This is a genomic window from Streptomyces sp. TRM64462, assembly GCF_013362995.1.
Lineage (GTDB): Bacteria > Actinomycetota > Actinomycetes > Streptomycetales > Streptomycetaceae > Streptomyces.
The window spans coordinates 26,199-32,198 of sequence record NZ_JABWDV010000374.1 but is presented as its reverse complement, the minus strand read 5'-3'; the positions used below and the strand labels follow the sequence as shown (position 1 = coordinate 32,198).

The following is a 6,000-nucleotide window of genomic DNA, read 5'->3' as shown; positions in this document are numbered from 1 at the left end:
CTACCCGTCCCGGTTCGTCCACATGACCGCGGGCGTCGCCCTGCCGCTCGCGGCGGCCGCGCCCGTGGTGTACCTGCTGGGCCGCGCCCTGGGCTGACCGGCGGGGCCGCCGGGACCGCCGGCCCGGCGGGTGACCGGGCCTGAGGGAACCAATCGGTAACCTCGTTCGTCGATCACTGACATCCGGGGAAGGGGCCGTACCCGGGGCGTACCCGGGGCATACCGCACCGACAGACAGGCGGGGGAACACCGAGCATGCGAGCACTGCGAATACTGCTGATCATCGCCGTCGTCCTCGGTGGCCTCTTCGTCATCGGGGACCGGCTCGCGCTGAACGCCGCCGAGTCCGAGGCCGCGGACCGCATTCAGGCCAATCAGGGCCTGGCGGCGGCGCCGGACGTGTCCATCAAGGGCTTCCCGTTCCTGACCCAGGCGCTGGGCAAGGAGCTGGAGCAGGTCGACATCAGCCTCACGGGTGTGGCGGCGAAGGTCGGCGACCAGCAGGTGCGGGTCGGCGAGATGAGCGCGGAGCTGCACCGCGTACGGCTGGAGAACAACTTCTCGCGCGCGGTCGCCGCCACCGCGACCGGCACGGCGCGGATCTCGTACGACGAGCTGAAGAAGGTCTCCAAGAGCGACGTCACGCTGGAGTACGGCGGCAACGGCAAGATCAAGGTGACCGGCACGGTCGAGGTCCTGGGGCAGCGGCTCACGCGCAGCGTGCTGTCCACGGTGAGCGTCGTCGACGGCGACACGCTGCGGGTGCGCGCCGACAAGGTGCCCGGTGAGGGCATCCCGACGCTGGAGGAGATGGTCCGGCAGCGGACGGACTTCGACCGCCAGGTGGCGGGCTTCCCGGCGGGGCTGCGGATCCAGAAGGTGGAGGCGACGCCGGACGGTCTGGCGGTGACGGTCGGCGGCCAGAACATCGTCCTGGCGGGCTGAGAGGCCCGGAAGCAGACGCCTGAGACGGGCAGAACCCGACCGCTGCCCATATGGCGAGACGCGGCCGTCTGCCCCCTGGACGAACTGCGGGAACGCCCCTGGCGCGACCGGCCCGGAGTCGGCCCCGGGGGCGTTGTCATCCCGCTATGCGGATGATCGCGTCTCACCATGCGACACGCCGGTGACACGGTCGCCTGTCCCTCCCTACGATCGGGGCCATGATGAAGCGACAGGCGGACCTCACGAAGCGGCGGGCAGTAGACCTGTGCCGCGTCGCCGCCATGCTCTGTCGCACTGTCTGAGCGGGGTCCCGCAACCCCGCGTCTTTCGGCCCTTCCGCCCCGGGGGGCCTTCCCCGCGCCGCAGCCGCCCCGCACCCTCGTACGCGAGACGACCACGTGACACGTACGACGACGCGTAGAGCGCTCGGCGCGACCCTGCCGTACCGCATCGCATCCCGCCGCAGACTGCCCCGGAGGAGACACAGCATGAGCCGCAGCGACGTCCTGGTAGACGCCGACTGGGTCGAGGCCCACATCGACGACCCGAAGGTCGTCATCGTCGAGGTCGACGAGGACACGTCGGCGTACGACAAGAACCACATCAAGAACGCCGTCCGGATCGACTGGAAGAAGGACCTCCAGGACCCGGTCCGCCGCGACTTCGTCGACCAGGAGGGCTTCGAGAAGCTCCTCTCCGCGAAGGGCATCGCCAACGACGACACCGTCGTCCTCTACGGCGGCAACAACAACTGGTTCGCCTCGTACGCCTACTGGTACTTCAAGCTGTACGGCCACGAGAGCGTCAAGCTCCTCGACGGCGGCCGCAAGAAGTGGGAGCTGGACTCCCGCGACCTGGTCGACGGCGCCGAGGTCCCGAACCGCCCGGCCACCGAGTACAAGGCCAAGGCCCAGGACACGTCCATCCGCGCCTTCCGCGACGACGTCGTCGCCGCGATCGGCAGCAAGAACCTGGTCGACGTGCGCTCGCCCGACGAGTTCAGCGGCAAGCTGCTCGCCCCGGCGCACCTCCCGCAGGAGCAGTCGCAGCGCCCCGGCCACGTGCCGAGCGCCCGCAACATCCCGTGGTCGAAGAACGCCAACGACGACGGCACCTTCAAGTCGGACGACGAGCTCAAGGCCCTCTACGCCGAGGAGCAGGTCGACCTGGAGAAGGACACCATCGCGTACTGCCGCATCGGTGAGCGCTCCGCGCTGACCTGGTTCGTCCTGCACGAGCTGCTCGGCCAGGAGAACGTCAAGAACTACGACGGCTCGTGGACCGAGTACGGCTCCCTCGTCGGCGTGCCGATCGAGCTCGGCGCCAACAAGTAACCCCGCCCCGACCTGCGACCGAAGGACAGAGTGACATGTGTGGAGCACAGGCCGGCGGCCCCGACGCCTCCGCGATCAAGCCCGGTGAGACCACGATCCAGGGCCAGGTGACCCGCGAGGGCGAGCCCGTGACCGGCTACGTCCGGCTGCTGGACTCGACCGGCGAGTTCACCGCCGAGGTCCCGACCTCCGCGACCGGCCAGTTCCGGTTCTACGCGGCGGAGGGCACCTGGACGGTCCGCGCCCTGGTGCCGGGCGGCACGGCCGACCGCACGGTCGTCGTGCAGACGGGCGGCCTCGCCGAGGTCGCGATCGCCGTCTGACCGACGGCGCACCCATACGGCCGAAGGGCCGCACCTCCTGGGGGTTGGACGCTTTCCGGGACTTGAGGTGCGGCCCTTCGGTCTGCCCTGTTCCGTCCTACGCTGGAGGTATGTACGCCCGGCGTAGGCGCACCTACTTCGTGCTGATGGGCACCTGCCTGGCGCTGTTCGTCAGCGCGTGGGCGTTCGTGCGCCTGTGGTCGGTGCAGGCCGCCGTCGGCATGGCCTTCGCGGCGATGCTGCTGCCCCCGCTCGCCGCGTGGGCGGCGAACCGCCGGGGCCCGGACGACCGCTGGTGGGACGACCCGACCGGGGACCCGAAGTCCGACGAGTGGTGGGACGAACTGGACGGCAAGAAGAAGCGTCAGTAGACGAGGGCCTGCACGCCCTCGCCCATGATCTCGCTGACGAAGACCTGCGCGCCGGCGATCCGCACGCCCTTGACGACGTCCTGCTCGGTGATCTCGCGACGAGCGGCGCACTGCGTGCAGAGCGTGATCTGCCCGGCGGCCTGCACGGCCTCCATGAGGTCCTGGAGCGGCGCCGCGTGCGGCAGCTCGAACTCGGCGGCCCTGCCGGGCAGCGCGAACCACGACGACTCCCCGGTCAGCCAGAGCGAGACCTCCACGCCACTGGCCGCGGCGACCGCGGCCACCGTAAAGGCCTGCGAGCAGCGCTCGGGGGCGTCGGCCCCCGCTGTCACCTTGATCACGAGCTTCTTCGCCATATGCGGAACTGTAATGCGCGTGCGTACAACCCTGCTGTGCCTGTACATGTCACTGAGTCGTACAAGTGAACGGAATGCATGCCTCTAGGTCTCGTGGGGGGACCCTCTTGGACACCGCAGAAAGACCGCCGGAGCCGCAGCCGCAGGGTGAGCCGCCGCAGCCGCCGCAGCCGCAGCCGCCGCTGCAGCCGCCGACGGGACCGCCGCCGCCCGCCTCCGCATCCGTCCCGGCGGCACGGCGCCGCTGGGGCCGTACGGCGGCACTCATCGTCTCCGCGGCCGTCATCGGGCTCGTCGGCGGCACGGCCACGGGCTACAAGATCCAGGCCGACCGCCCGCCGACCCCGCTGCCCGCCCTGAGCCAGCCGGGCCTGGCGTACCCGGCGAAGCCCCTGCCGAAGGGCCAGGAACCGGCCCCGCTGAGCGCCGCCGATGACCGCCGCGTCAAGACGGACGGCGACCTGCGCAAGCTGCTGTTGCCGAGGCCGAAGGGCGCGAAGGACATCTCCGACGTGGTCGGGGACGACGGCTGGGCGGACCTGCCCACGTACGCCCTGTGGTTCGAGGACGAGGACTGGATGTTCGAAAGCCTCGCCAAGGACGGCCTGCGGCGCGTGGCGGGCACGGGATGGAGCAAGGGCCACCGTACGGCCTACGTACGGCTCGTGCAGTTCCGGTCCGGCTCCTACCTGGGAGCCTCCGAGCATGCCTCCTCCCAGCGCTCGTACATGCTCGACGACGACCACGCGGGCAACGTGGGCAGCGTGCTGAAGGGCACGGGCGAGGGCCGCTACTACGTCTTCGACGAGCCCGAGAGGGAGGCCGGATACCTGCCCCTCTACAAGGCCAGGGCGATCTTCCACCGCGGCGACGTGATGGTCGACATCTGGGTCTACGACTCGAAACGCATCACGAAGAACGACATCCGCACCTTGGCCGAACGACAGCTGGAGCGCCTGTGACCACCGAGGAACCGAAGCCCCGTTCCCGTACGCGGCGTGCGCTCGGCGTCGTCATACCCGCGGTGCTGGTGCTCGGGGCGGCGAGCGGCGGGCTGGCGTACACCAGGAAGACGGTGGACGAGGCGGACCGTACGGTGCCCACCACCCTGTGGAGCAGAGCCGAGGGCTCGTCCGGAACGGCGAAGGACCCGGTCGGAAACGCGCCGGTCCAGGGCCAGGCGTCCACCCCGATGAGCAAGCTCCTGCTGCCGGTGCCCGACGACTACAAACTCGGGCCCGACATCGAGGAGTACGGCAACGACGGCGAGATCAGCGGCAAGCAGGCCACCCAGCTTCTGAAGGACGGTGGCCGGGGCCTGAGCGGCAAGAAGCGCCGCGACTTCGAGAAGCGGATCGAGAAGCTGGGCGTGCGGGGTGTCGCGGTGCGCTCCTACCTCTCGAACACGAACGACCTGCTGGTGGAGGTGCACATCGTGCGCATGAAGGACGAGAAGCACTTGCACGACCTGCACAAGCTGCGCGTCGGGCTGGCCGAGTTCCTGAAGTTCAAGAAGGGCCCGTCGATCAAGGGTCACAAGAAGGCAGCGTGCTACCTCGTCCCGATGGAGAACGCGTCCGGGAAGAAGACGGAGCTGGAGGGCATGGACTGCGTGGCGCACACCGGCGACATCCAGGTCACCGTCTCGGCCGCGGGCACCAAGCCGTTCGAAAAGTCGGATGTCGCGGACCTGGTCAAGCGGCAGCTCGACCACATCGCCGCTCCAGGGGAGTACGTATGACCGAGGAGACCATCACGCCGCCAACGGCCGACACCGCCTCGTCGGCACAGCCGGGGCCGCAGCCGGACGGCGCGACCGTACCGGAACCGGGCACCGGCGGCGGACGGAAGCGGCCGAGGGTGCTGCGGGCAGTGGCCCGGTGGACCGCCGCCGTGCTGGTGTGTGGCGGGCTCGGGGCCGGTACGGCGTACGGGATCGCCGGCATGGAGCGGCACGAGGTGCCGGGGCTGGCCACGGAGAGCGACGGGCGTTGGCAGTACCCGAAGCTCTCCCTGCCCGCGCTGCCCGAAGGGATGCCGAGGCCCTTCACCTACGGCAACGAAGGCGAGATCCACCATGCCGACCTGCGCAAGTTGGTACTGCCCGCACCCGTCGGTGCGAAGCCCGACAAGAGCCTCGACGGCGGATGGACAACCGTCGACCAGTACCTCGCCGAGTACGAGAGCCATGAGCGGCCCGCACTGAAGCAGGCGCTCACGGACCACGCCGTGCGCCACATCGCGGCCCGCGGCTGGACCATGCCCGACGGCACGGCGACCCGGATCTATCTGCTCCGGTTCAATTCCGTCGCGTTCACCACGGCATTCCAGGACCAGGACCTGGAGTTCGGCGGCGAGGCAGGAAAGGACCTGCGCGGCGGCCCGGAGATGAAGACCGACGAACTCTGGACCATGCCTGAGGAGACCACCACCTCCTCGTACGCGTTCCAGGAGGCCGAACCGTACGGCGCCGAGCAGACGCGCCAGGCGTACATCGTCGCAGGGGACACACTCGCGCTGATCGTCCAGTCGCGGAAGGGCTCCGCCCCTGCGGTGCCGTTCCACCAGACCGTGGTCCTGCAGAACCAGCTCCTCGGCTGACGCGGCCGAGGCGGCCGGCGCCGGTGTGCCCGGGTCCCGGGTGTACCTCACACGGAGGGGCCGGGTTCCA

Annotated in this window: 9 protein-coding genes; 8 read left to right on the top strand and 1 reads right to left on the bottom strand. The window is 69.9% G+C overall.

The window, feature by feature from the left end; all coding sequences use genetic code 11:
• The first annotated feature begins 255 nt into the window (after positions 1–255).
• From HTZ82_RS21095 to HTZ82_RS21080, 5 genes are all read left to right on the top strand, one after another.
• On the top strand, positions 256–945 hold the full coding sequence (locus HTZ82_RS21095; protein ID WP_175411007.1) for a DUF2993 domain-containing protein: 690 nt from the start codon (positions 256–258) through the stop codon (positions 943–945).
• 218 nt (positions 946–1,163) lie between these two features.
• Positions 1,164–1,247 (top strand): putative leader peptide, encoded by an 84-nt coding sequence (locus tag HTZ82_RS33115; RefSeq protein WP_361657456.1) that lies wholly within the window; start codon positions 1,164–1,166, stop codon positions 1,245–1,247.
• A gap of 186 nt (positions 1,248–1,433) precedes the next feature.
• Entirely contained in the window at positions 1,434–2,279 is an 846-nt protein-coding gene (locus HTZ82_RS21090) for a sulfurtransferase (RefSeq protein WP_175411006.1), read from the top strand.
• 35 nt (positions 2,280–2,314) lie between these two features.
• On the top strand, positions 2,315–2,602 hold the full coding sequence (locus HTZ82_RS21085; protein ID WP_149181326.1) for a DUF1416 domain-containing protein: 288 nt from the start codon (positions 2,315–2,317) through the stop codon (positions 2,600–2,602).
• Positions 2,603–2,712: 110 nt separating this feature from the next.
• Positions 2,713–2,973: a DUF3099 domain-containing protein gene (locus tag HTZ82_RS21080; RefSeq protein WP_175411005.1), complete on the top strand. Its 261-nt coding sequence runs from the start codon at positions 2,713–2,715 to the stop codon at positions 2,971–2,973.
• Here the strand turns inward: HTZ82_RS21080 and HTZ82_RS21075 are convergent.
• Positions 2,967–3,329: a DsrE family protein gene (locus HTZ82_RS21075; protein ID WP_175411004.1), complete on the bottom strand. Its 363-nt coding sequence runs from the start codon at positions 3,327–3,329 to the stop codon at positions 2,967–2,969. The two genes, HTZ82_RS21080 and HTZ82_RS21075, sit on opposite strands and share 7 nt — an antisense overlap.
• 107 nt (positions 3,330–3,436) lie before the next feature.
• Here HTZ82_RS21075 and HTZ82_RS21070 point away from each other — a divergent pair, with 107 nt between their 5' ends.
• Genes HTZ82_RS21070 through HTZ82_RS21060 form a run of 3 tightly spaced genes read left to right on the top strand, consistent with a single transcriptional unit; the run spans position 3,437 to position 5,930 of the window.
• A complete protein-coding gene (locus HTZ82_RS21070) occupies positions 3,437–4,291 on the top strand; it encodes a hypothetical protein (protein ID WP_254712010.1) in 855 nt (284 codons plus the stop codon).
• Positions 4,288–5,070, top strand: coding sequence for a hypothetical protein (locus HTZ82_RS21065; RefSeq protein ID WP_175411003.1), 783 nt, complete (start codon positions 4,288–4,290; stop codon positions 5,068–5,070). The genes HTZ82_RS21070 and HTZ82_RS21065 overlap by 4 nt, the downstream gene beginning before the upstream one ends.
• Positions 5,067–5,930 (top strand): hypothetical protein, encoded by an 864-nt coding sequence (locus HTZ82_RS21060; RefSeq protein WP_175411002.1) that lies wholly within the window; start codon positions 5,067–5,069, stop codon positions 5,928–5,930. The genes HTZ82_RS21065 and HTZ82_RS21060 overlap by 4 nt, the downstream gene beginning before the upstream one ends.
• The last annotated feature ends 70 nt before the right edge of the window (positions 5,931–6,000 follow it).

What these genes read in the sequence shown, in the direction of transcription:
- HTZ82_RS21095 (WP_175411007.1), top strand. Translation starts at nt 256, where the DNA reads ATGCGAGCACTGCGAATACTGCTGATCATCGCCGTCGTCCTCGGTGGC.
- HTZ82_RS33115 (WP_361657456.1), top strand. Translation starts at nt 1,164, where the DNA reads ATGATGAAGCGACAGGCGGACCTCACGAAGCGGCGGGCAGTAGACCTG.
- HTZ82_RS21090 (WP_175411006.1), top strand. Translation starts at nt 1,434, where the DNA reads ATGAGCCGCAGCGACGTCCTGGTAGACGCCGACTGGGTCGAGGCCCAC.
- HTZ82_RS21085 (WP_149181326.1), top strand. Translation starts at nt 2,315, where the DNA reads ATGTGTGGAGCACAGGCCGGCGGCCCCGACGCCTCCGCGATCAAGCCC.
- HTZ82_RS21080 (WP_175411005.1), top strand. Translation starts at nt 2,713, where the DNA reads ATGTACGCCCGGCGTAGGCGCACCTACTTCGTGCTGATGGGCACCTGC.
- HTZ82_RS21075 (WP_175411004.1), bottom strand. Translation starts at nt 3,329, where the DNA reads ATGGCGAAGAAGCTCGTGATCAAGGTGACAGCGGGGGCCGACGCCCCC.
- HTZ82_RS21060 (WP_175411002.1), top strand. Translation starts at nt 5,067, where the DNA reads ATGACCGAGGAGACCATCACGCCGCCAACGGCCGACACCGCCTCGTCG.